20 protein-coding genes are annotated in these 21,788 nt (G+C 50.8%); 10 read left to right on the top strand and 10 right to left on the bottom strand.

Going from position 1 to position 21,788, the window contains the following annotated elements; translation table 11 throughout:
• The first annotated feature begins 53 nt into the window (after positions 1-53).
• Complete coding sequence (locus BZG14_RS01980) at positions 54-1,472, top strand: alanine/glycine:cation symporter family protein (RefSeq protein WP_077458193.1); 1,419 nt, start codon at positions 54-56, stop codon at positions 1,470-1,472.
• Between the two features lie 117 nt (positions 1,473-1,589).
• On the opposite strand, the gene BZG14_RS01975 is transcribed toward BZG14_RS01980, so the two are convergent.
• Positions 1,590-2,264: an HAD family hydrolase gene (locus tag BZG14_RS01975; RefSeq protein ID WP_235607524.1), complete on the bottom strand. Its 675-nt coding sequence runs from the start codon at positions 2,262-2,264 to the stop codon at positions 1,590-1,592.
• Positions 2,265-2,588: 324 nt separating this feature from the next.
• Between BZG14_RS01975 and BZG14_RS01970 the strand changes: the two genes are divergently transcribed.
• From BZG14_RS01970 to BZG14_RS01950, 5 genes are all read left to right on the top strand, one after another.
• Positions 2,589-3,173: an FMN-dependent NADH-azoreductase gene (locus tag BZG14_RS01970; RefSeq protein ID WP_077607832.1), complete on the top strand. Its 585-nt coding sequence runs from the start codon at positions 2,589-2,591 to the stop codon at positions 3,171-3,173.
• A gap of 221 nt (positions 3,174-3,394) precedes the next feature.
• Positions 3,395-4,816: an exodeoxyribonuclease I gene (sbcB, locus tag BZG14_RS01965; RefSeq protein WP_077607831.1), complete on the top strand. Its 1,422-nt coding sequence runs from the start codon at positions 3,395-3,397 to the stop codon at positions 4,814-4,816.
• Between the two features lie 268 nt (positions 4,817-5,084).
• Positions 5,085-5,588 carry a hypothetical protein gene (locus BZG14_RS01960; protein WP_077458199.1) on the top strand — a complete coding sequence of 168 codons (504 nt, stop codon included), beginning with the start codon at positions 5,085-5,087 and terminating at the stop codon, positions 5,586-5,588.
• A 386-nt stretch (positions 5,589-5,974) separates the two neighbouring features.
• Positions 5,975-6,865, top strand: a complete 891-nt coding sequence (gene cdd, locus BZG14_RS01955; protein WP_077458203.1) for a cytidine deaminase — start codon at positions 5,975-5,977, stop codon at positions 6,863-6,865.
• A 98-nt stretch (positions 6,866-6,963) separates the two neighbouring features.
• Positions 6,964-7,863 carry a DMT family transporter gene (locus BZG14_RS01950; RefSeq protein WP_198532000.1) on the top strand — a complete coding sequence of 300 codons (900 nt, stop codon included), beginning with the start codon at positions 6,964-6,966 and terminating at the stop codon, positions 7,861-7,863.
• A 100-nt stretch (positions 7,864-7,963) separates the two neighbouring features.
• Here BZG14_RS01950 and BZG14_RS01945 read toward each other — a convergent pair whose 3' ends face one another.
• Positions 7,964-8,584 (bottom strand): thiopurine S-methyltransferase, encoded by a 621-nt coding sequence (locus tag BZG14_RS01945; protein ID WP_077458207.1) that lies wholly within the window; start codon positions 8,582-8,584, stop codon positions 7,964-7,966.
• A gap of 207 nt (positions 8,585-8,791) precedes the next feature.
• On the opposite strand from BZG14_RS01945, the gene BZG14_RS01940 reads away from it, so the two are divergent.
• Complete coding sequence (locus BZG14_RS01940; RefSeq protein ID WP_198531999.1) at positions 8,792-9,190, top strand: hypothetical protein; 399 nt, start codon at positions 8,792-8,794, stop codon at positions 9,188-9,190.
• 35 nt (positions 9,191-9,225) lie between these two features.
• On the opposite strand, the gene BZG14_RS01935 is transcribed toward BZG14_RS01940, so the two are convergent.
• Positions 9,226-9,657 (bottom strand): hypothetical protein, encoded by a 432-nt coding sequence (locus tag BZG14_RS01935; protein WP_077607829.1) that lies wholly within the window; start codon positions 9,655-9,657, stop codon positions 9,226-9,228.
• A gap of 302 nt (positions 9,658-9,959) precedes the next feature.
• Complete coding sequence (locus tag BZG14_RS01930; protein WP_069362503.1) at positions 9,960-10,325, bottom strand: MarR family transcriptional regulator; 366 nt, start codon at positions 10,323-10,325, stop codon at positions 9,960-9,962.
• 261 nt (positions 10,326-10,586) lie between these two features.
• Between BZG14_RS01930 and BZG14_RS01925 the strand changes: the two genes are divergently transcribed.
• Positions 10,587-11,273 carry a DUF2982 domain-containing protein gene (locus BZG14_RS01925; RefSeq protein ID WP_077607828.1) on the top strand — a complete coding sequence of 229 codons (687 nt, stop codon included), beginning with the start codon at positions 10,587-10,589 and terminating at the stop codon, positions 11,271-11,273.
• A 55-nt stretch (positions 11,274-11,328) separates the two neighbouring features.
• On the opposite strand, the gene BZG14_RS01920 is transcribed toward BZG14_RS01925, so the two are convergent.
• Positions 11,329-11,973 carry an MBL fold metallo-hydrolase gene (locus tag BZG14_RS01920; RefSeq protein ID WP_077486063.1) on the bottom strand — a complete coding sequence of 215 codons (645 nt, stop codon included), beginning with the start codon at positions 11,971-11,973 and terminating at the stop codon, positions 11,329-11,331.
• A 210-nt stretch (positions 11,974-12,183) separates the two neighbouring features.
• Between BZG14_RS01920 and BZG14_RS01915 the strand changes: the two genes are divergently transcribed.
• Entirely contained in the window at positions 12,184-13,932 is a 1,749-nt protein-coding gene (locus BZG14_RS01915) for a GNAT family N-acyltransferase (protein WP_077607827.1), read from the top strand.
• A gap of 73 nt (positions 13,933-14,005) precedes the next feature.
• Here BZG14_RS01915 and BZG14_RS01910 read toward each other — a convergent pair whose 3' ends face one another.
• From BZG14_RS01910 to BZG14_RS01890, 5 genes are all read right to left on the bottom strand, one after another.
• Complete coding sequence (locus tag BZG14_RS01910; RefSeq protein ID WP_198531998.1) at positions 14,006-15,781, bottom strand: L,D-transpeptidase family protein; 1,776 nt, start codon at positions 15,779-15,781, stop codon at positions 14,006-14,008.
• 150 nt (positions 15,782-15,931) lie between these two features.
• Positions 15,932-17,029 carry a DUF1513 domain-containing protein gene (locus BZG14_RS01905; RefSeq protein WP_077607825.1) on the bottom strand — a complete coding sequence of 366 codons (1,098 nt, stop codon included), beginning with the start codon at positions 17,027-17,029 and terminating at the stop codon, positions 15,932-15,934.
• On the bottom strand, positions 17,019-18,032 hold the full coding sequence (locus tag BZG14_RS01900) for an imelysin family protein (RefSeq protein ID WP_158011718.1): 1,014 nt from the start codon (positions 18,030-18,032) through the stop codon (positions 17,019-17,021). Before BZG14_RS01900 ends, BZG14_RS01905 begins: the two co-directional genes overlap by 11 nt.
• A gap of 25 nt (positions 18,033-18,057) precedes the next feature.
• A complete protein-coding gene (locus BZG14_RS01895; RefSeq protein WP_077607823.1) occupies positions 18,058-19,455 on the bottom strand; it encodes a di-heme oxidoreductase family protein in 1,398 nt (465 codons plus the stop codon).
• Between the two features lie 60 nt (positions 19,456-19,515).
• The gene (locus BZG14_RS01890) at positions 19,516-20,766 is read right to left on the bottom strand and encodes an imelysin family protein (RefSeq protein WP_108743502.1); all 1,251 of its coding nucleotides are present in this window, start codon (positions 20,764-20,766) and stop codon (positions 19,516-19,518) included.
• Positions 20,767-21,184: 418 nt separating this feature from the next.
• Here BZG14_RS01890 and BZG14_RS01885 point away from each other — a divergent pair, with 418 nt between their 5' ends.
• On the top strand, positions 21,185-21,682 hold the full coding sequence (locus tag BZG14_RS01885) for a MarR family winged helix-turn-helix transcriptional regulator (protein ID WP_069362512.1): 498 nt from the start codon (positions 21,185-21,187) through the stop codon (positions 21,680-21,682).
• Positions 21,683-21,788 lie beyond the last annotated feature (106 nt).

Raw genomic sequence — 21,788 nt, 5'->3', positions numbered from 1 at the left:
TTGTTAATATTAGTGTGGTCTATCTCCTCCTTTGATGTTTAAAGGGGGAATTAATGCCATTTTTTTCGCAACTACCGGATATACAAACACTTCTAGGCACCATTGACGACTGGATATGGGGGCCACCGCTTCTTTTGCTACTCACCGGTACAGGGCTCTTTTTTACAGTACGGTTGGGGTTACTCCAACTCCGTCGCCTGCCGTTTGCGCTCAAGCAAATCTTTAAGTCCTCGAACGCCAAAACCCAGGGGGATGTGTCAGGGTTTGCGGCACTGTGTACAGCCTTATCCGCGACCATAGGGACGGGGAATATTATCGGCGTGGCTACAGCCATCTCTCTTGGCGGCCCTGGTGCGCTGTTTTGGATGTGGCTCGCCGCCTTTTTAGGGATGGCGACCAAGTATGCAGAGTGCTTGCTGGCGGTCAAATACCGCGAGACTGACCACAAAGGCAATATGCTCGGTGGGCCGATGATGTACCTATCTAAAGGGGCCGGTAAACCTATTCTCGCCAAGCTCTTTGCTTTATTTGGACTGGGCGTGGCATGTTTTGGCATTGGCACCTTCCCACAAGTCAACGCCATTAGCAGCGCAGCGACCCATTTATTCAACATTCCTACTGTCGCCGTTGCTGGACTTTTGACCGTACTTGTCGCCTTAGTGACATTAGGCGGAGTTAAATCCATTTCTGCCGTCGCCGCCAAGATTGTGCCCGTAATGGCAGTACTCTATGTAAGCGCATGCTTATGGGTACTCGTGGCAAACGCCGCGCAACTGCCACAAGCCGTCAGTTTGGTGTTTGAGTCTGCTTTCAACGGTATGGCCGCGACCGGTGGCTTTGCGGGTGCCGGCATGATGCTGGCGATTCAATCGGGTATTGCCCGTGGCGTGTTCTCTAACGAGTCTGGCCTCGGGAGTGCGCCCATTGCCGCGGCCGCAGCAAAAACCGACTCCTGTGTTGAGCAAGGCTTGGTATCTATGACCGGCACCTTTATCGATACACTGGTGATTTGCACCATGACCGGGCTCACCTTGATCCTGACGCAATCTTGGTCGGGTGAGTTAGCGGGGGCCGCCATGACTTCACATGCCTTTGCGGTAGGGATGGAAAGCGCTGTCGGTCCGATGCTGGTGAATATTGGTCTATTGTTTTTTGCCTTTACCACCATTTTAGGTTGGCACTATTACGGCGAGCGTTGCGTCGCGTACCTGTTTGGCAAAAAAGCGATTTATATCTACAAGCTATTCTTTATTGGCTTAATTGCGTCTGGTGCCTTTATTCAATTAAACACCATTTGGATACTGGCCGATATCGTCAATGGCTTAATGGCTATTCCTAACTTGATTGGCTTATTGCTGCTGCGCAAGGTAGTGATAGCGGAAACTCAAGCCTACTTTGCTTCCTATGACAACCGCGCAGCCTCAAACGCTGTGCCTAACCAAGGCAACAATGCGGTGGTTGATACACAGTAAGCAAGTCATGTATTGGCGAATGCTCGTCTGATAAAAAGCCGAAGCATCGATGCTTCGGCTTTTCTTGTCTGCTCATTGCTCGCGTTCACGCATTGTATCGCGTTTACACACAAGCGATTAGGCGTATTGGCGCTGCGATTCTTCAATGCCAAGCTTACCCAAAATAGCACGTGGGTTAGTAAAATTACTTACCCTCACATCATGCTCCACTTTGTCACCGACGGCGACAAACTCATAGTTAAGAGACTGTGTGGCTTGTTTATCCCACACCCCATCACCAAAATAAATGCGACGCTCAAAATGGACACCGTAATCTTGTTTGGCACGGAACGCTGCCAATGCCATTACCTCGCTGCGACTCATCGCATCTGAGCAAGACGAAAAAACAATACCGTCAATATTAAAACCAGCGGCTTTAAGCTTCATCCGTGCGGTTTCTTCCCAACCGCCTGTTGCTATCGCCAAGGCAACCGTGGGCATATGACGCATCTCATCAATAAATGCCACTGCGCCTGGCAACGGCTTTAATCCTTGCTGAGCAATGGCGTCGGCCAGTTTATGGGTGAATACGCGCTTTATTTCTCGAAACAACATGATTTTTTCGCGCTGAAGCTCATGGCTATCAATCAGCTCTTCAATGATCCCCGCATCGGTGACATTGGTGTAGCCTCCCCAATCATCCGGCACCGTTAAGCCGGTGACGTCATAAACCGCTTCGCTAAAACACTCGTGGTCCATTTGGCAGCTGTCGACCAGCGTGCCATCCACGTCTAACATAAATAAATTTTTCACGCGCATTTCCTCAAACCCCGTTGCGTCCCACAAGCGACCGACTTGTGATTTGATCTGGCGCTTTGCCGTTCTTTGTTCTGGGTACCTAGCCAACACAACGGGAATTATAACATTATTCTTACATTTTGAACGACTATCGGCCGCCATCATACGCTCATACTCACGTCGCGCAACTCACCACGCCACGCGTATSGACATCAACAAAAATTTTGAACAAGTTTAACGAATCTGTACGCTGGAGTTCGTTGTGAAAATCTCTAGACTACATCGAGTCAACAAAACAACATCATGTGCAATACGCCTATTAACTTTAAGGAGAGACGCATGAAAGCGCTGGTATTGAAATCAAGTATTCTTGGCCCCTACTCAAGCTCAAACGCGGTGATTAATAGTGTGGTGGATGAGCTATCTCCTGACACGCTGATTGAGCGCGATCTTGCTTCTACCCCATTGCCGGTTCTCACTGGGGACAATGTGGGCGGCCTACGCGGTACAGGTGAACTCACTGATGCCCAGCAGCAAGTTCAGCAAGCCTCAGATCAGTTGATTGAAGAAATTCAGCAAAGCGATRCCCTAGTGATTGCTGCGCCTATGTACAACTTCACTATCCCCGTGCAACTCAAAGCCTGGATCGATCTCGTTGCCCGTGCCGGCGTGACCTTCCGTTACACCGAAAATGGCCCCGAAGGTTTATTGCAAGGCAAGCGCGCGATTGTTGTAACAACCCGTGGTGGCATGCATAAGGGCGGCGCAACGGATCATGTCACTGGCTATATGCAAACCGTACTTGGCTTTATTGGGATCACCGACGTCGAGTTTGTTTACGCCGAGGGACTGGCGATGGGCGAAGACACCGCAAGCCAAGCCATTGATGAGGCCAAGCAAACGCTTAAGCGCCTTGCCTCATAACGGAAAGCGGTGCGGTAAACCGATTTCGCAACGAGCAACACTCTGCTCGCCTATGAGAGTCTGCCGACTGGCAGGCTTTCTTTGTTTCTGGATGCGTCACGCCTCCAATCACCCCAACCAAGCCAAGATTGGTGTTAAACGGTGCCAATGTTACCATGAGCCTTTATCGCAGGGTCTCAACCTGACCTGCCCCCTTTTGATTGATCAAGTTGGATTCGATTGTGAAAGACGCCGACCAGCCAAGCTTTTTTTTCTACGACTTTGAAACATTCGGCACCCATCCAGGTAAAGACAGGCCTTGCCAATTTGCTGGCGTTCGTACCGACAGTGACTTTAATGTCATCGGTGAACCCTTAGTCCTGTACTGCCAACCGCCGAATGACTACTTACCGGCACCGGAAGCCTGTTTGGTCACCGGGATTACACCGCAGTTAGCACTGAAAAAAGGCTTATCCGAACCGGAATTCATCGCACAGATCCATGCAGCCTTCTCGCAACCCAATACCTGTATTGTTGGATATAACAACGTGCGCTTTGATGATGAAGTCACGCGCTACACGCTGTACCGCAACTTTTTTGACCCATACGGATGGAGTTGGCAAAACGGTAATTCTCGCTGGGATTTGCTTGATGTGATGCGCGCCTGCTACGCACTGCGCCCCGACGGYATTGAATGGCCCTACGATGACAACGGCAAGCCCAGCTTTAAACTCGAAAACTTATCCGTTGCCAACGGTATTGAACATAGCGACGCGCACGATGCCATGGCCGATGTACACGCGACCATAGAGCTGGCGAAAAAGATCAAGGCGGCACAGCCACGGCTATTTGATTATTTGTTAAAACATCGGAATAAAAACAAAATCAAGCATCTGATTGATGTGGTCAATATGACACCACTGGTTCATGTTTCCGGTATGTTCGGCACAGAGCGCGGCAATACCAGCTGGATCGTGCCCGTCGCCTGGCATCCTGATAACCCCAACGCTGTGATTACTGTCGATCTGGCCCGTGATCCAGCCCCTTTGTTTGAATTGGATGCCGATGCGCTTCGCGAACGTTTGTATACGCCCCATCACGCACTCGCTGACAATGAGTTACCCGCACCACTCAAGCTGGTGCATATCAATAAATGTCCCGTTCTCGCCGATGCGAAAACCTTACGCCCCGACGATGCCACCCGGCTCGGTGTGGATCGCGAAGCCTGCTTACACCACCTAAAAACATTGAAAGCCGCACCAGAATTGCGTGAAAAACTGGTTAATGTGTTTGCCGATGCCAAGCCTTTCGACGATCAGGACGTGGATACGGCCCTGTATGCGGGCTTTTTCTCGAAAAGCGATCGCAGTGCAATGGATATCATCCGTGCACGCGATCCAGAGAACCTTGCCGCCCTGGATCTCAGCGTTGACGACTGGCGTATCAAGCCACTGTTATTCCGGTATCGCGCGCGCAATTACCCGTGGACGCTGACCGAAGCCGAGCAGAAAAAGTGGTTTATGCATCGACGTGATTACTTTGAAACACACCTTCCTGCCTATATGGATAATCTGCAGCACCTCGCTGAACAGCACCAAGCGGAGGAGGAAAAGGTGCGCATTTTAAAAGCGGTTTACCACTATGTGGAATCACTGGTTGGCTAACACGGGGACGGTTACGATAGACGCATCGCCGATACACCGACTGGTCAATACGGCGACCCACCCTCACTCGACGTTCGTCTACCCATCAGGTGGCGAGCGCAGACACCTTGGGTCGCCTTCTTTTAATAACTTTATGTTTTTTAAGTGATTAACTAACAATGCTGACACGCTGCCTGCTTTGCCCTACCAAAAAAAAGATAGCTTGACCAGTTGCAGTTCTGTGATTTGAGTCCACACTTTTAAAAAGGATGTTGTTTGGAGTGTGGCAATGATGACAACAAAAGTAGATACGCGCTGTTACCGCTTTCCTGAGGTTGATTTCGAGCCAGAAAGCCGTACGTTATATTGGATCGATGACACGATGACGGTCCTCTCTTACGAAGAATCTCGTTTGCTCGAGATGCTCTGCTACTATGCCGGAGAGGTACTCTCTAGCCGCACATTGTTCAAACAAGTGGCCTTACCTGATAGCTCATTTGCTCAGCACCAAAGTGTGGTGACATCATTAATGGCCAAATCCTACCGCAACGGCAAAAAATGCCTTCCGTTTGAGGTGGTCGGTGAGTTTGGTTTTCGTGTGTCACTGCCACAGCAAACACTGTCTAAGCGTCCAGGACGCGCTGCAAACACTGCATCGCAGACGCCCCCAGCGTCTTTAACGCATTCAGCCACCATTGAGGCGTCATCGTTTAGTATTGCTAAACCACTCACGATCCTAGTCACGGCGGCGGCAGTCATTATTGGCATGACAGCGTTACTGACCCAAGCTTAGCGTTGATACCCGCGCTATGCCGCGGGCATGTTGTGTCAGAGCGTCATGGTTGCTTTGGCCATTAGTCTTGATACCCCGGGAGAGAGATGATGCCACGCCACTACTTACCGCTTACGCGAGGAGGGGGATCTCGCGCGCGAGTATCGTAAGGTGCATCGCCCCTATGTCGATTGGCAGCCATAAATGCATTAACCGCCTTTCGGCTCGCAAACGTTTCTGCCTACTCACGCCGTCATAATGGCCACTTTCATCGTCATAGAAACATTGATGTCACTCTAACTTTCAGCAACAAATATCTCTTTGCAAACCATACGTGACATTAATCACACAACTATCAGAAAGGCTTCTCTACACTATTCGCCCGTTAATAATAAAGAAGAGATGCTATGCGAACCGCACTTACTGACGCACTGACACAATTACCCGACGCCCTACAAAGCGTCGTCTCTGATTGGATAAATGACGCAAACTTTGGTGCTAGCTTCACACCAGAGCAGGTGGCGCAGATGGAATCCGCCAGTGGCCTTAGCGGCGCCGCACTGCGTCTTGCTTTATTGCCTTTGGCGGCGGCCTACGCTGTTACCCCCATTTCGCAGTTTAATGTGGGTGCGATTGTCCGTGATGAAAGCGGCACCCTGTATTTAGGCGCAAACATTGAATTCACCGGGGTGCAGCTAGGGCAAACAGTGCATGCCGAGCAATGCGCTATCAGCCATGCTTGGACAAAAGGGGCAAAACGCCTCACCGATATTACGATCAATTACAGCCCATGCGGCCACTGTCGACAGTTCATGAATGAACTCAATGGCGCTGAGTCCTTAAGCATCCAGCTGCCACAATCCGACCCGAAAGATCTGCACACTTATCTACCTGAGCCGTTTGGTCCTGCCGATTTGGGCATTGAATCTCGCTTATTGACCGACGAGTCCAATCAATTATCAACGGATGATATTGATATTCCTTTGCTAAAAGCGGCCGCTGACGCCGCTAACCGCAGTCACGCGCCCTACTCAGGTAACTATAGCGGGGCAGCGGTTGAAACCAGTGATGGCGAGTTTTTCTCTGGCATGTATGCCGAAAACGCGGCGTTTAACCCAAGCCTTCCGCCTCTTCAGGTCGCATTAATCGCGGTTAATATGGCGGGCTATCATTGGACAGACATTCGCTCTGTTGCGCTGGCCGAGATGGCAAGTAGTACAGTCAGTCACCTTGCCGATACCCAGGCAACACTGGATGCCATTGACCCGGATATTCCCTTAGTCTATTCAACCCGCTAAGCGCCCTCCTTATTTGTCCGGTCCTCAGGGGATTTCAGGTCGCCCTGAGGCCGGATTTGYGCTACTATCCGTGCGTCTTTTTTCGGATAGTCACGGCAATGAAACAGATTCATAATCCACTCCAAGGTGCGGCCTGGATGCTGACCGCAGGCCTGTGTTTTGCCCTCGTTAACAGCCTGTCTCAGTACGTTAGTTTTAAAATGGGCTTACCCTCTACCACGGTTGCCTTCATTCAATACGCCATCGCCTTGGTTGCGATGATCCCCTGGTTGAAGCAACTCGGGATCCGTCAAGCACTCAAAACCCAACACCTTGGTCAGCATTGTCTGCGAGTGTTTATCTCTGTGATTGGCATTCAACTGTGGCTGTGGGCGCTGGCCTACCCAGTGCCCATTTGGCAAGGGATTGCGCTATTAATGACCTCACCGCTATTCGCCACGGTCGGCTCGGGGCTGTTTTTGCGTGAGCGAGTGGGGATCGCACGCGGCCTTGCGACGCTCGCTGGATTTTGTGGTGCCATGATTATCCTCGAGCCTTGGTCAAGTGCGTTCACTTGGGCAACCTTGTTGCCCGTGGGAGCGGCGTTTTTCTGGGCAACTTACTCGCTGATGGTGAAACGTTTATCCGCTTACGACCCACCCACCACCATGGTGGTATACCTACTCTTGTTGATTACGCCCTTTAATTTGCTACTCGCCGTACCTGATTGGACGCTCCCCCAAACATCCACTGCTTGGTGGATGTTATTTGGCGCTGGCATACTGACTGCCCTCGCCCAGTGGGCCATTGCTAAGGCATATGCCGTTTCCGATGCCTCTTTTGTCCAGCCTTTTGATCACGCTAAACTCCCTCTTAACGTCCTCTTTGGTTGGCTGGTGTTTAGTTGGGTCCCTCCCGGCCGACTATGGTTAGGGGCGGGTATTATTATTGCAGCGGTCTTTTTTATTACTCACTGGGAATCACGCCAATACACACAGGCCAAAAACAAGCTCGCGTAGCCGGTTTTCCCGCTTCTACGTTCACTTGCCCACTAAGAAAGCGCTGTCAAAGAAAAGGGGCCGTTATGGCCCCTTGACACGCTCTCATTCAAATCAGCCACTACGAAGCCGCCGCTTTGATTAACCACGCTTGTTCACCACGCTCGCCGTCTGGTTCCGTATGGGTTTCAAGCAACCGAATGTCTAACCCTTGGAACGCCTCTTCGACCACTGACGCATCAATGGAAAATGGCGGCGTGTCATCCGCTTGCGGATAAAATAAGGTAATCAGCAGCAAACGCCCCCCAGGTGCCAGCAAGGTTCGAATATGGCTGACATACTGCGCGCGCATCGCAGGCGGCATGGCCACCAAGGCCGCGCGATCATAAATCAATGGCATAGGACTCAGGCGCGCGGTAAAGAAATCGCCATTGATCAGCTCCAGTTCATCAAAACAATAATGGGTATGCCCTGACGGTGCGCGATAAACCTGCGGGGTATATAAGTTTTCCGAGAAAAAGGCACGAACGGCGATCTCACTAAGCTCGACGCCAATAACATGCTGGTGTTTTTCCGCAAGCCAGTTGAGATCGATCGACTTTCCGCAAAGGGGCACCAAAACCGTTTCGTCACTTTGTGGTGCCAGTGACGGCCAATGGCGGATAAGCATCGGGTGTACCGTATCTCGGTGAAAGCCTATTTGATTTTCAGCCCAGCGCTGATGCCAGAACTCTTGTTCCATGCGCTCTCCAACGTGATGAAAACCGTGATTTTAGCAAGTTATTTCCCCAAACTCATTCATCGTATTAACCCGATGCCTCGCGATCTAATTCCGATCCTGATCACAAACTAACCACTGAGTGACTTGCGAGTGACGCCACAAAACATTACTGTTTAAATATACAGTAATGATGATATATACAGGTGTTTTATGTACGTGACGTCCAATGTGTCAAATCAAGCGAAAGCTCAGTCTTCTGCGCGTGTCACGCCATCGTCTTGCTATCATGCTGCTTTTACCGTCACCACACAGGTAAACGCACACTGGCAGGCGATCTTACGCGCGATTGCACTACAAGCACGCCAGCCCAAGTGGGTCACGATCATTAATCCACCTCGCGCTTTAAATGCGGCACAGCTTAGCCTCTGGGGTATCAATACCAATCAGGTGCGAGTGGTCCATCGCCAAGCGGGGTACGATGATGAAGCGCTTATTGACGCAGCGTTAGCCGCTGACACCTCATGTGCCATTATTGCCTTTACCGCAACAGACAAGSCGTTCAATTATTGTGAGCAAAACAAACAAGGGATCGCGCGCGTCGATCCCGCCTTCATCCAGCGTCACTAATTCACGCAGTATCAATAAACTGGGCTTACGGGTGGTTAGGATTGAGGGTTAAGATTTGAGGATAGCGTTAGGCGAACCCATTCACGGTTCTCGTTGCTGTACTCTATTTGCGCATCGGTTTGCTGGCTAATCGTTTCCATTTGCCGATATTCAAGGGCATAAGGCATTAAAATGGTTAGCTCTTCAATGCCTTGTTGACGTGCAATGCGTGCGAGCTGTACCAAGTTGGCTGTATCAGTGTTACGCACCGACATTACGCGAGTGGCTTGCTGGTAAAGCTGCTCTTGTGCAGAAAGCGGTGGGTTGCCATCACTGGTTTGGTGTTCAAGCACAGTCGTAAAGATGGGCAATAAACTGCGAAAAATATCGGTAAACGTCCAATTGGGTTGCTGACTGTCACACRAAAAGTGGGTGTAGTCGAAAACGACTTCTGTGGGCGCTTTCAGCTGGGTTGACAGCACATCCATGGCTTACCTCCAGACAGAAAATGAAATAGACACTCCCACTATAGGCAGTTTTAAACGTATGTCTGGAAGNGTCTGGAAGATCGTACAGTATTTTGCGCTTGATCATGCTTTAGATAAGGGAATACGCAATAAAGACATACTTCATTAACACCATAAAAACAACTGGTTGATAATAGAAATTTTTATTTACCCTTACATCACAATGCAGGAAAAAAATCAGACAAGCATATTGGCGAGTCGGGTGAACATCCGCTTACGCATTAAATACCGTCATCAAACACGTAAGCGGGTGCGCAAAGGGATCAGCAAGCTTTGTAAATCACCTTGTTAGCGGCAACTTGAACACGCTCAACGGCGCCTTCTTCGGTCAGCTTTTTCAATGCACCTGTCGCCCACGATGCCGCTTTGGTGTCTTCTTGACCTGCCGCAAGGCCAATCCCTTTTGGATTAATTCCTTCAGGGTTTGCTTGAACAATCTCGAGCACTTGCTGTTGCTTCGGCGTCAATGAAGAGGCTGCGCTCGCCACCGGTGCCTTGGTAGATGGTTTTGCGGCGGGTTTCGCAGCGGCAACCGGTTTTGATTTAACCGGACGCTGACGTGCTGGCGATGATGCCTTAACACGTTTGTTGAGTTTAAGTTGTACCTTACGCTTGTGAGAGATTTTCATTCAATCATCCTACTCCGACGCACTGCGTTCAGGCTTGCTGAATGCAGCGGGTGAAAAACAAAGCGCGTGTTATACCAAATTTCCCGCCACTTTTGTAGGTAACCGCCCCCTAATAGGCGCAAAGATCGTGATATTCAGCGATAAATGTTTACCAATCCAGTGATTCTTAGGCAAACTAATCAGACACTATGGGCGTATTATCAACCGATAGTTTATGAAAAATGCGGAGCGGTTCCGTCCCCCTGCGTAGAATGGATGATCATGGATGCTTTAAAAACGATCAAAATCTATCCCCCTCAATTTGAAGCGGCGCGCTGGAGCATGTTGGCCGCCATGGCGGTGGCGTTTCTTTTGATCTGCTTTTTCCTCGTCCAGCCCACGCTCTCTCTTGGCCAGGGCTTATTGGGCTTGGCGGCGATGATGGCTATTTTTTATGCCGTCAACCAGTTGCTTCAACGTGCTCAGCTCTCTTTTTCCTTATCATTTATGCATTTACAGCACCACAGTTTTCGCGGTGGCTGGGTGCTTAAGTGGCGAAACATTGAAGCCATTGGCATTCCGCATCTCCATCAGCAAGGGTTAGGTGAGCCGCTTCCATGGGTTGGGATTAAGATTAAGCATTACGATGCGCTTTTAGACAGCATCAGCTTGCGCATGGTGACCCATATTATTATGACGCAACGCGCGTTGCTGATCACGGCGTATCGACGTGGAGACCATAAACCCAGCAAACCGCTGGAAGACATGATGTTTGATGACACGCCCTATCGGGGAAGTAACGGCGTGCTCTACAAAGGCTTGATGGCCATGCTGGCAAACCGTATGCGCTATACCAGAGAATTGCTGGGGTACGATTTGTTTGTCAGTGAAGACTTGCTTGACAGGCCGCTCGAAGACTTTGTTGGCGTCACTCGGCGTTACCTGGCCGCTGCCAGCGGTGATCACTAACAGCCCCAGTTCTCAGCCTGGGGCACCCGCGAGGCCAGCTGCTTTCGACGATATGCTAGAACGCCCCGGTCAAAAAGGGATTCGTTTTCCGCTCATGTCCCAAAGTCGATGTCGGGCCATGGCCAGGGATAAAGGTCACATCATCCCCAACCGGCAACAAGGTGTTTTTAATGGCGTTGATCAAGGTCGCGTGATCCCCTTTAGGAAAATCAGTCCGCCCGATCCCCCCGTTAAACAGCACATCCCCGACCCAAGCGGTGCGCCCTTCTAAATCGACAAACACAATGTGGCCTGGGGTATGTCCTGGGGCAAACAACACCGAGAGCGTACTATTGCCCACGGACACGGTGTCACCTTGTTGTAGCCACTGATCAGGGTCAAACGGCTCAGCGTGCGCGAAACCAAACATTTGGGCTTGTGCCGGCAACGCTTGTAGCCAGAAAGCGTCTTCTTTGTGCGGTCCCACCACGGGGACATTCAACGCGCTAGCAAGCTCGACAGTGCCACCAACATGATCTAAATGGCCATGGGTTAAAAGGATTTTCGTCACTGTCACGTCTAGTGAATGAATGACCTGGCGAATTTTAGCAATATCCCCACCGGGATCCACGACAGCCGCCTGTTGCGTTTGATCGCACCAAATAATGGAGCAATTTTGCTGAAATGCCGTGACCGGCACAATGTCATAATGCAACGCCATGGGGGTAACCTTCTCTTTGTCTGTTCAGTGGCGTAATAACACGCAATCCGTGACACGCCCTCAGGTTTTGAATCGTCAATACGCGCCTCACTATGCCACGCTGTCATCAGTTTGCAACTATGCTGCCAAGGAGATGTCACTTTTACTATCTAGGCTAACGCCAGGATATCTGGATAAATCAGATACGCATTTTTGCATGCAGGGTTGCTTATGTTAGATGTTGATAAAGTTCTATCGTCTCATTATCCCCAACTAGAACAGCGAGACTGGCTGAAACGTCCCGTTAGTAGAACCCTTAAACGGTTACTTCATGAACAAGAGTTTCAATCCTTTGCCGAGCGGTATCCTCATCTGCAAGGGTTTGAGTTTGTTGAGCAAGTGCTCGACTACTTTAACTTTAGCTATCGAGTGAGCGATCGTGAGAAAGAGCGAATCCCCGAATCAGGGCGAGTAGTGATTATCGCCAACCACCCTATCGGCTCGTTGGATGGATTAGCGCTGTTAAAACTGGTGCGTTCTGTCCGACCGGACGTCAAAGTGATTGCCAACGATTTATTGATGCAAGTTAAACCACTCCACGGTTGCTTATTGCCCGTCAACAATATGGGAGGGTATACCCCGAAACAAAACCTACAAAATATCACTCAGTGGCTGGAAAATGACGGGGCAGTCATCATTTTTCCGGCCGGTGAAGTGTCCCGGGTGGCACCAACCGGGATCCGTGATGGTGCCTGGCATCCTGGCTTTTTACGCATGGCGACCAAATCAAAGGCACCGATTCTCCCGATTCATGTCCATGGCCGCAATTCCGCCCGTTTTTATGGCGCATCCATGGTATACAAGCCGCTCTCGACCCTGCTATTGGTTGAAGAGATGTTTCGCCAAGAGAACAATACCATTGCTTTTACCGTCGGCGAATTGATCCCCCACCACAGTTACAGTGCCACCGCCTCCCTCCCCGTCAAAACACGGGTTAAGCTATTCCATAAGCACTTGTATCGTATTGCCAAACGCAAACCTGGCTTGTTTCCCACAGAGACAGCAATCGCCGCTCCCGAGCCTCGTTTAGCGCTTAAACAAGCACTCAATACCGGCCAGCAACTCGGACAAACACCTGATGGCAAACTGATTTATTTACTCGACTATCACGCCGACTCCCCAGTCATGCGCGAGATTGGACGATTGCGTGAAGTCGCGTTTCGTGCGGTGGGAGAAGGCACAGGTCAGCGACGTGATCTTGATAAATATGATCAGCATTACTGGCATTTGGTCCTTTGGGATCCTGCCGAGCTCGATATTGTGGGTGCCTACCGCTTGTGTGACACCCAAGCGACGCTTAACACCCAAGGGCTGGATGGAATCTATAGCGCAAGCTTATTCGACTTTGAGCAAGGCATGCAGCCGTTTCTTGCGCAGGGGTTGGAGCTGGGACGTAGTTTTGTGCAACCCAAATATTGGGGAAAACGGAGTTTGGACTATTTATGGCTTGGTATTGGTGCGCTGCTCGCCCAGAAACCTCAGTATCGTTATTTATTTGGTCCAGTCACCATCAGCAACGCCATGCCACAGGCAGCTAAAGAGTTACTGATTTTCTTTTACCGTACCTACTTTACAGGCGAGAGCGAGTACGCACGCTCTAAACGCCCCTTTGAACTGGCAGACAGTAAAGAAAGTGAGCTTCTGGGTCACTTCTGCGGGAACGATTACGCCAAAGACCTTAAACAACTTAAAATGCTACTCGATCACCTGGGCGTCGGGATCCCCACCTTGTATAAACAATACAGTGAGTTATGCGAGCCCGGAGGGGTCCAATTCTTGGACTTTGGTGTGGATCCTGACTTTGCCGATTGTATTGATGGCCTTGTGTTGGTCGACCTTAAACGCTTAAAACCCAAACGCTATCAACGCTACATTGCCCCTCACTTCAGCCACCAGCCTAACGCTGATACTTCTCATTGAGATAACGACAATGGCGTGGCTCGCTGACACCGACATGAAGAGGGAGCCACGGTTGTACGCGGCTTCCTGATGACTATTGCGCTTGCATCTCCACGGAATGACGCTGCTGGGTTAAATAACTGGGCTTTTGTGTGGTGATCGTCCGTTTTGCGGGGACATCGTAGGCGTACACGTCATCGCGAAAGGTCACCTCCCCGTCATCCGTGACCCAAGCCGTCTGATAAATGGTCTGCACCGCCAAACGTCTTTTGAGTGGTACCCACTTGGTCTGGGTTTTATCAATATAGTGCTGATAATCAGTCAGCTGCTTACCCGATAAATCCAGTAATAAGTCCGCCAGTTGCTCCGCTTGCTCGACACGGATACAGCCGGAACTAAATGCACGCCGTGATCGGCTGAATAAACTTTGCGCTGGCGTATCATGCAGGTAAATCGCGTYACGATTGGGCGTGTTAAACTTGTATTTTCCGAGGGCGTTGCCACGACCTGGTGCCTGCTGAAGTCGGTAGGGAAATCCGTCGACTGACACTCTTTGCCAATCAATCGAGCTAGGATCTATCTGGGTATCACTTTGCCAGTTGGGAAGAATGCGGTACTGATGCTGAGAAAGATAGTCGTGCCCATCAACCAGCTTGGGTAGGATATCTTTTTGCACGATGCTCCGGGGCACATTCCAGCTCGGATTGAGTACCACAGAGTCGAGTCGTGACGAGAACAGGGGCGTACGTCTCGATTGGCGACCGACCACCACCTTGCTTTCGAACACATTCTGATCGTTAGCCCACAGACGCATACGATAATCAGGGATATTAACCACAATGCGATCCGGTTGTTGCGCTGACCACAAGCGTAACCGCTCTGCGTTGAGAGCAAGCAGCCGGATCCGCGCCGACGCATCTAAATTAAGCCATTTCAAGGTTGATGGGCCAATGATGCCATCCACACTCAGCCCATGTTGTGACTGAAATCGTTTGACAGCATCGAGTAAATCGCCGCCATATCGCACCGTTTTACCATCCAGTGCCTCTAACCGCTGACTGTCCCCCCAATAACCCTGCATACTTAGGTTATCGACGAGATTGAGCGCCAGAGATATCGTGACTGCTTGGTCAGGGTAAATTAATCCATCGCTGTTCACGCTGGGCCACATTGAGCGGGCTTGCCGTTGTAAACGAACAATCTGCTTAATAAGCGCGGTATATTGTGGATGCTGAGGTCGAAGCTTACGCAGAAAAGCAGGCAAAGACGGCCCCAAACCGRCTTTAAAAACCGCCTTTCGCTGAGACACGGAGGGCGCAGGCAATGGCGAGTGATGCAGCGAACCAAAAAACCAGCGCATACCTTTATCGGGCACCGCGTTCAGGTAACTCATCAAGGCATACGCCGTGTCAGTAGCAAAAATATCATACGCGGTATCGCTACCCTGTTGGCGGAGTTGGCGAAGTTGCCAGGCACGCCACTCAAATTCAGGACTGAAGCTGGCCAATGAAATCACATTAACTTGCGTTGCCAGCTCGTCCCGCGCCGCATCCTGGGTCCAAAGCAGAGAAAACCCATTATCGAGATAGTCTTGCGTCAGCGCTGAGGGATAGGCTAAGACAGTGGCATCGGGGGCGGCCGACTCCAACCAGTCGCGCGCATACTGATAGGCGCGTTGACGATGATCGTCAGCCGACAGAGTTTGCTCAACCGACGTCGCTTGATCGGAGGCCGAGTGCGCCGAGGTGGATGGTGCCGCCAGCAGTCGCATGCCACCGGCCTCGATCGCCTCATTTGCCATACCGGGGTTTACCCAAAAACAACATCCTATCAGAAGGTTAGCCAACCAGGCATCGTGCCTTCTCACCATACGCCCCTCCTCATCCATGCTTTAATTATGGCAAATTTTGCCCCCGTCTCGACAAAATCATTGTCTGATTTTTTTCTCTCCCCCAACCCGCAATAAAACAAAAAGCGGCAGCCTTTTCAGACTACCGCTTTTCACGCTACCACGCGTTCATTACACCAGCGTTATCCAATGATTATCCCATCGCACTGGCGTCATCTGATAATCGGGATGGTGTGCGCTATCAAGTGTCACCATTTTGCCGCCCCCCGAACTCAAGTTGATCACATCACCGTCACGACTGGCACCAGAGGCATCCACCAACGGATGCAAACCTATCATATCTTGGCTGTCTAAAGACCAGATACCATAGCAATTGCCTCTGGGTGAGGTCGCCACCACCCAGCCATTGAGTGTCGCGATACTCGCTACATAGTTGTTAAATCGAGCCCATTGTTCAGAGGTGGCATTAAGCATTTTCATCGGCTCCCCTCGTCGATGGATCGCAACCAAGGGGGCATTATCCGAGCCGTGATATTGCTGCCCCGTCACCACATAGCCATCCTCAGACACCATCAAATGACGAATACTCAGCTTTTTATTGGCTAATTCAGCACGCTCAACCACCTCACCCGACTCGATGTCGATGTACACCAACGCCGGTGACATTGAATCGATATTTAGCACGGTGCGGCCATCGGTATGCATGCCACCGACCCCGACCACGAGCGTATTAGCATCCGCCAGTGCAATCTCATGAGGACCAATCCCAAAGCCACTGATCTCACGCACTTTTTCCACCTGGCCACGGGCGCTTAGCCGATAAACACCAACCACGCCCTCACTGGTTTGACGTTTGCCTTCAGTGGTATATAACCATTGACCCTCATCAGAAATCGCGCCATGCCCATAAAAGTAGCGGTCTGAACTGGCTGTTACCTGTGACAGCGTCACGCCACGTTGATAGTCAAACACCTGCATAAAATCACCGGGTCGACGCGCAAATGCCACACCCAGTGTCCCGACCGCTCGACGTTGAGCGGCGACACCATGACCGCGCGCGGGCAACGGAAGACGGAATACGGGCTGTCCGGTACGATCCGCGCCGACAACCGCGAACGTTCCATCACTGCTTAGCGCGCAGCCGAGTAACTCGCAACGGTCGGCAGTAGGATTGCCGCGACAACCACTCAACGCATTGACCACTGTAGGCAACGCCGCCCCCATCAGTGCCGCTTTTAATAAGCGGCGTCGCTTTAAACTAGTCTCCATCTGATGCATTAAACCCGACGATAATCCCTAAATCTTGCGCGACCTGACCGCCAAGTACCAATTTGAGATATTCAAGATTATTGTAAACTGTCAGCATGTCTCGATATCCCGCCACACTATTTAGCCTGTCAAATAAGGGCTCACCATCTTGCGGCACGCTGTTATACGCTAATTGCCAATGCTCGCTGACACGATCCGCAACCTCCTCATAGCCTCGCTCACGGAGCGCTTGCTCAATGCCACCCTCAGCATGATATTGAGTCTGCATCGCTTTGATGCTTTGGCGTAACAGTGTGAGAGAGTGTCGTGAGCGCCACGCTTCCCCTTGGTAAGGATTAGGAAAGCCCGGTTTACCCAGAGGGCCGGAGAGTTTTTTCAGCACATAATCCAGCTGATGGGTCAGCGCACCGAGCTTTTCTGACACCGCCATCGAAGGCGGCATGCCACGCCAAGGGTTGTGCTGCCAAGCCGCATTGAGCGCAGATGCCGTTTGTTGCAAGCGAGCACTGACCGCCATCGCCACTTCACAGTGTTTCGGTTGGCTCAAATCAGCTTGCTGGTCATAGAGCAACCACTCCATCGCGCCGACGCCTTGCACGGCCACACTTTGCTCGGCCAATGCCTCCGCGGTCCACTGTGTATCACTGGCCAGCAAGGCGTTAATTTTTCGCCCTGTGGTATTCTTTTTGTCCGGATAAAACTGAATACGCCAACTTTGCGCCAAGGCGTCCTCAGACCCTTTTTCTACCCCTTGTAATGGCATCCAATTGGCCATCACTGTTTTCCACGCTTGGCGCGCATCATCAATGGGCGTGCCCTGAGTACAGACCGATTGCGTGGTCTTAGCCAGATCCGTGGTCGCAGAAAGAAGCTGCTCACTTCGCTGCTTTTGTAGTTGCCAAAGGCCGTGATTCGGCCCGGTCTCGGTTTGAGATAAACACCCACCGAGTAATACCATGGCGCTCAGAGAGAGCGCGGCGATAGGATTGAGTCGAAAACGCATGCGACAAGACTCCAGCATATTGTTGTTATAAGGAACGTAAAAACGCGATTAAGGTGTCACGCTCCGCTTTCGGCATCGCCAGCACCCGCTGTTTCGCACTGGCGGCTTCGCCATCATGCCATAAAATGGCTTCCATAAGGGTACGCGCGCGACCATCGTGCAGATAGGTGGCATCCGCATTCACTTCTTTGGTGTACCCAATCCCCCACAAAGGTGGTGTGCGCCACTCTCTACCGTTGGCGATAAACTCTCCTCGATGATCCGCTAGCCCCGCTCCCATGTCATGCAACAACAAATCCGTATAGGGGTGAATACGCTGCTCGCTCAGTGCGCTAAGTTCGGGGCGTTTTGCGGTAGTAAATGACGCCACATGGCAGGCATTGCAGCCCGTTTGCACGAAGATATCTTGCCCCTGTTTCACGGCAGGATCCTGCACGTTGCGACGCGCTGGCACCGCCAAATGACGGGCGTAAAATTCGACAAACCCGAGGATATTGTCGCTGACTTCTGGATCGCCACCATTAGGCATCTCGTCGCACACAGACTGTGACGGCATACAATTGTGGTGCGGAAACATGGAAGTGGTTAATCCTACATCGCCATTGAAGGCCGCGGCGTTTTGTTGGTTAACCGTGGGTAGTCCCGCCTTCCAACCAAACCGGCCAAGCGCAGTGCGTTGTTTTTCGATATCCCACACTTGATTTGGTCGTCCTGAAATCCCATCGCCATTGGCATCATCAGGATCAGCCAAGGCGTAAATGTCTTCCGCAGCAATGGACTCCAACAACCCCAATCCAATCATCGGAGGCGCAATCCGCGCCGACATCTGAACATTCTCTGCCATCGGCCCATAGTTAAGCTCGGTGACGGTTAAATGTGGCTGACGCAGAGTGACTGTCTCACCATCGGCAAAAGTCACAGGAACGTCTGAATAGGTTAAGGCAACCTTTCCTTCTGGCTTCGCACCTGGCAGGGCAAAATCTTGTAACTGTCCCCCGTAATTTGGCTCGGGAATATTGCCATATTGGATCAATTTCTGCCGTTCTGCTTCGGTCATTGCCGGCACACTCAATCGCACCAACATCGACACGGCATTGGTATCACCAGGAGAAGGCGGATGCCCACGGCCATCTTTTATATGACAATTCTGACAGCCATTGGTATTGAACAAAGGGCCAAGCCCATCACGCGCATCGGTTGAAGCCGGCGAGCTGACCCAAGGATTACGAAAAAAACTGTTCCCGACACTGAAGTCGATGCGCTCGCTCATGGGTAAGTTAGCGGCAGGCTGGGAAAAAGCGTTGGCCCCTTCTTTAATCACCGTGGTACTGCCACCCGAGGTGCGTTCGAAAGCAACCGCTGACGCGCTCACCAAGGCACTGACGCCGATTGCACCAAGGTAAACAATGACTTTGGACTTCATGTTGTATCCTGACAAAGCAAAAAGCCCCGCGGCACGGGGCTTGACATCATTAGCGGACAATTAGAATTGATGATCCGCGGTATCTGGGTTGAGATTATCAATGCCGATGATCTGAGCGGCTTTCTCAATGTGTTTGGTTTGGTCAACCAGTGCGGTGATGGATGCATTGACGAGTTGGTTACCCTCATTGTTGCCCGCCGCGATTAATTGATCAAAATGCACATTGTCTTTTTCCGCTGACACAACAAGTGTTTTTACTTGCTCACGCGCTTGCTCAAAGCTTGTCTTGATCGCGTTGGCCGCGTCAGTATCTTTGWCTTTGACTAAGTCAAGCACGGATGGCCCTGTCAGTTTGCTACCGTCAACACGCTGATAAGCGCCCATCATGACGTTGTAAATACCCTGCTCATTGTAAAAGTGCGAGTTGTGGGTATTATCAGAGAAACAATCGTGTTCGTCTTCGGTCGAGTTGGCTTCCAATGCGACTTTCATGCGCTCACCCGCCAATTCACCCAACGAGAGAGACCCCATACCAAACAGCATCTTACGTAAGCCGTTCTCGCTAGAATCCGCTAACAGACTCGCGCGGTAGTTGTCTTTATTACCGTCCGCCCACTGGTCGCGCATCCAGGCTAAATCATCCACCAAGAGATCGGCGGCCGCTTTCAAGTACTCGCGGCGACGGTCGCAGTGGCCGTTCGTGCAATCTTCCCCGTAAGCAAAGTCTGAGTATGGGCGCTCGCCAGCCCCTGGATGAGTGCCATTTAAATCTTGCCCCCACAGCAAAAACTCAATCGCATGATAACCGGAAGCCACGTTCGCTTCTGACCCGCCTACCTCATTGAGACTGGCCAACAGTTTTGGCGTAATGTCAGCGACATCGAGATCCGTCGCACCAATTTGAATGCTTTGGTTAGCAATAATGTTTGCTGTCGCACCGGCGTTACCCAGCTCGGCTTGGTAACCGTCCGCCACATAATCAATCAAACCTTCATCCAGTGGCCATGCGTTCAGCTGCCCTTCCCAGTCATCAACAATCGCATTGCCAAAACGGAACACTTCTGACTGCTGATAAGGCACTCGTGCGTCTAACCATGCTTTTTTTGCTGCCTGAAAGGTTTTTTGAGAGGGGCTGGCAGTAAAAGCCTCAATGGCTTCATCAAGCGCGACCGCCGTCGTGTGGGAGTCTGCGAATACCGCATGCGCGATATCGGCGTAATGTTCAACAACGTCTTCTTGCGTCGCCGCATTAACGCCCAGAGGCGCGGCAAATAAGGAAAGCGCAATAAGGTTACGCTTAAAAGGGGTCATTTCCATAGTGCTTTGTCCTTCGCTTTAGTATGAACAGTTATGAGAACTATTATCGTTTGTATGCGAGAGATTCTAAGCATTATGTTACTAAATGCAACAAGGAATTGAGGCTATTATCAAAGCTGTGATCTCCACACTACAAGCAGGGATTGGTGCAACGTGTTGCAACGCTGATCCGACCTCTTGACTACTTAAACTAATGACTATGTAGCACTTTTTGCGTCCGCTCACTGAAACAGCTAAAAATAACAATAAATTAGATTTAATTTACACGCTAAGGGTTATAATAGACTGAAAGCACATTGATTATTTGATAGTGAAAAAACCATAAAAAATCGATTTTTCTCTCGATGCCTTTGCACTCCAACCGCGGGTATTGTAAGTTTCGTTGGCGATTTTTTCTGGTGGAGGTGAATAAATGGAAAAACACGAAGAAGTACTGGTTGCGCTGCGGCAAATCATCCGCGCAATAGACTTGCATTCACGAAAACTTAACAAAGTCTCTGGGATCACGGGCCCACAGCTGGTGTTGATGCGTGCGATCAAAGAGTTGGGTCAAGTGACTATTCGTAAGCTCTCTACTCACACCAACATGAGCCAGGCAACGGCAACGACGATTCTTGATCGTCTTGAGAAGCGCGGATTAATTTTGCGTGTTCGTAGTGAGCTTGATAAACGTAAAGTGCACGCCCACTTGACCGAGCAAGGGGAAGCCGCGTTAGAACAGGCACCCAAACCCCTACAAGAAAACTTTATTTCACGCTTTCAAAGTTTAGATGAGTGGGAGCAATCGTTATTACTGTCTTCGGTACAGCGTATCTCTTCGATGATGAACGCCGATGATATTGATGCGGCACCGATGTTAGAAGTGTCTGCCCTCACCTCACATAATTCGCAACTCCAAGCAAAAAAATAATGGTCTCCGGCGGGTAAACAGGATGTCTCCACCGGTCTCACCTGCCTACTACGGCGTAGTAAAAGAAAGTGGCGTATTAAAAGCAAGGGACATTCGCTTTTTGTCG

This window comes from Salinivibrio sp. IB282 (assembly GCF_001995685.1).
Taxonomy (GTDB): Bacteria; Pseudomonadota; Gammaproteobacteria; order Enterobacterales; family Vibrionaceae; genus Salinivibrio; species Salinivibrio kushneri.
Note: the sequence above shows the minus strand (reverse complement) of the source record. Positions and strands in the feature narration are given on the sequence as shown.

Coding starts and splice junctions, on each gene's coding strand:
- BZG14_RS01980 (WP_077458193.1), top strand. CDS start 54: ATGCCATTTTTTTCGCAACTACCGGATATACAAACACTTCTAGGCACC.
- BZG14_RS01960 (WP_077458199.1), top strand. CDS start 5,085: ATGATGACAACAAAAGTAGATACGCGCTGTTACCGCTTTCCTGAGGTT.
- cdd (WP_077458203.1), top strand. CDS start 5,975: ATGCGAACCGCACTTACTGACGCACTGACACAATTACCCGACGCCCTA.
- BZG14_RS01950 (WP_198532000.1), top strand. CDS start 6,964: ATGAAACAGATTCATAATCCACTCCAAGGTGCGGCCTGGATGCTGACC.
- BZG14_RS01945 (WP_077458207.1), bottom strand. CDS start 8,584: ATGGAACAAGAGTTCTGGCATCAGCGCTGGGCTGAAAATCAAATAGGC.
- BZG14_RS01930 (WP_069362503.1), bottom strand. CDS start 10,325: ATGAAAATCTCTCACAAGCGTAAGGTACAACTTAAACTCAACAAACGT.
- BZG14_RS01925 (WP_077607828.1), top strand. CDS start 10,587: ATGGATGCTTTAAAAACGATCAAAATCTATCCCCCTCAATTTGAAGCG.
- BZG14_RS01920 (WP_077486063.1), bottom strand. CDS start 11,973: ATGGCGTTGCATTATGACATTGTGCCGGTCACGGCATTTCAGCAAAAT.
- BZG14_RS01915 (WP_077607827.1), top strand. CDS start 12,184: ATGTTAGATGTTGATAAAGTTCTATCGTCTCATTATCCCCAACTAGAA.
- BZG14_RS01905 (WP_077607825.1), bottom strand. CDS start 17,029: ATGGAGACTAGTTTAAAGCGACGCCGCTTATTAAAAGCGGCACTGATG.
- BZG14_RS01900 (WP_158011718.1), bottom strand. CDS start 18,032: ATGCGTTTTCGACTCAATCCTATCGCCGCGCTCTCTCTGAGCGCCATG.
- BZG14_RS01895 (WP_077607823.1), bottom strand. CDS start 19,455: ATGAAGTCCAAAGTCATTGTTTACCTTGGTGCAATCGGCGTCAGTGCC.
- BZG14_RS01885 (WP_069362512.1), top strand. CDS start 21,185: ATGGAAAAACACGAAGAAGTACTGGTTGCGCTGCGGCAAATCATCCGC.